Raw genomic sequence first — 2,012 nt, 5'->3', positions numbered from 1 at the left:
ATTGCCGCAGCTTCGGTGTATAGCTTAGCCCCGTTAAATCTTCCGCGCAGGCCGACTCGACCAGTGAGCTATTACGCTTTCTTTAAATGATGGCTGCTTCTAAGCCAACATCCTGGCTGTCTGAGCCTTCCCACATCGTTTCCCACTTAGCTATAACTTTGGGACCTTAGCTGGCGGTCTGGGTTGTTTCCCTCTCCACGACGGACGTTAGCACCCGCCGTGTGTCTCCCGGATAGTACTTACTGGTATTCGGAGTTTGCAAAGGGTTGGTAAGTCGGGATGACCCCCTAGCCTTAACAGTGCTCTACCCCCAGTAGTATTCGTCCGAGGCGCTACCTAAATAGCTTTCGGGGAGAACCAGCTATCTCCAGGTTTGATTGGCCTTTCACCCCTAGCCACAAGTCATCCGCTAATTTTTCAACATTAGTCGGTTCGGTCCTCCAGTAAGTGTTACCTCACCTTCAACCTGCCCATGGCTAGATCACCTGGTTTCGGGTCTAATCCTAGCAACTGTACGCCCAGTTAAGACTCGGTTTCCCTACGGCTCCCCTAATCGGTTAACCTTGCTACTAAAATTAAGTCGCTGACCCATTATACAAAAGGTACGCAGTCACCCAACAAGTGGGCTCCTACTGCTTGTACGTACACGGTTTCAGGTTCTATTTCACTCCCCTCACAGGGGTTCTTTTCGCCTTTCCCTCACGGTACTGGTTCACTATCGGTCAGTCAGGAGTATTTAGCCTTGGAGGATGGTCCCCCCATGTTCAGACAGGATATCACGTGTCCCGTCCTACTCGATTTCACGGTAAAAGCGTTGTCGGCTACGGGGCTATCACCCTGTTCCGCTGTGCTTTCCAGCACATTCACCTGACGCTAATGCCGCTTAAGGGCTAATCCGGGGTCGCTCGCCGCTACTGCCGGAATCTCAATTGATTTCTCTTCCTCGGGGTACTTAGATGTTTCAGTTCCCCCGGTTCGCCTCGCTGCGCTATGTATTCACGCAGCGATAACTGCTTATGCAGCTGGGTTTCCCCATTCGGAAATCGCAGACTCAAGTGGCTTTTACTGCCTAATCTACGCTTATCGCAAGTTAATACGTCCTTCATCGCCTCTGACTGCCAAGGCATCCACCGTGTACGCTTAGTCACTTAACCATACAACCCCAAGAGGTTTCGTATGGCAACAACCAAGGTTTCTCTGCTTGTTCTTTTGCAAGAGCAAGAGAGGATTTGTTTTCGCCGGACTCTACACAAGACACTTGAATGTGTTTGTTTTGAGAACTCGTATTTCTGATTCTAAATAAAGAAGCAAAAATACATTTGTAATTGAATCCAAAGATTCAATTTACTAGTCAGCTTTCCAGATTGTTAAAGAACATGTGTTTTTTCTATCTCCGAAGAGACAAATAATCCACTTTCTAACCACACTCCACTCACTACGAGTAAGAATGTATTTAGAAAGTGGTGGAGCTATGCGGGATCGAACCGCAGACCTCCTGCGTGCAAGGCAGGCGCTCTCCCAGCTGAGCTATAGCCCCAAGTTTATTTCACTTTTACATTTTTCTTAACTAGGAATTGTAAGAAAATGGTGGGCGATACCGGGCTCGAACCAGTGACCCCCTCCTTGTAAGGGAGGTGCTCTCCCAACTGAGCTAATCGCCCACTGAGTTTTAATTCCTTGTGGAAGGAATGGTGGGTCGTGCAGGATTCGAACCTGCGACCAATTGATTAAAAGTCAACTGCTCTACCAACTGAGCTAACGACCCTTGGCGTCCCGTAGGGGAGTCGAACCCCTGTTACCGCCGTGAAAGGGCGGTGTCCTAGGCCTCTAGACGAACGGGACTAAGTTTTCTTGCTAACGTTGTTGGGCAACGCTAGCGCTCTTTTACATTTCGACCAGGCAATCTGTGTGGACACTGCATAAAACAAACAGTCTTTAGGTAAGGAGGTGATCCAGCCCCAGGTTCCCCTAGGGCTACCTTGTTACGACTTCACCCCAGTCATGAACCACAC

General features: G+C 49.2%; 4 tRNA genes and 2 rRNA genes. All 6 read right to left on the bottom strand.

Annotated elements, in window-relative coordinates:
- Positions 1-1,154: ribosomal RNA gene (locus tag C9I89_RS22160) — 23S ribosomal RNA — on the bottom strand; the annotation flags it as partial.
- Between the two features lie 307 nt (positions 1,155-1,461).
- Positions 1,462-1,537: transfer RNA gene (locus C9I89_RS22155), tRNA-Ala, on the bottom strand.
- Positions 1,538-1,585: 48 nt separating this feature from the next.
- Positions 1,586-1,661: transfer RNA gene (locus C9I89_RS22150), tRNA-Val, on the bottom strand.
- A 28-nt stretch (positions 1,662-1,689) separates the two neighbouring features.
- Positions 1,690-1,765, bottom strand: a tRNA-Lys gene (locus C9I89_RS22145).
- 1 nt (position 1,766) lies between these two features.
- Positions 1,767-1,842 (bottom strand) — tRNA-Glu (locus C9I89_RS22140).
- 98 nt (positions 1,843-1,940) lie between these two features.
- Positions 1,941-2,012, bottom strand: a 16S ribosomal RNA gene (locus C9I89_RS22135); the annotation flags it as partial.

Source organism: Photobacterium lipolyticum (genome assembly GCF_003026475.1).
Taxonomy (GTDB): Bacteria; Pseudomonadota; Gammaproteobacteria; order Enterobacterales; family Vibrionaceae; genus Photobacterium; species Photobacterium lipolyticum.
The sequence above is the reverse complement of the archived record's forward strand: the minus strand, read 5'-3'. Positions and strand labels throughout refer to the sequence as shown.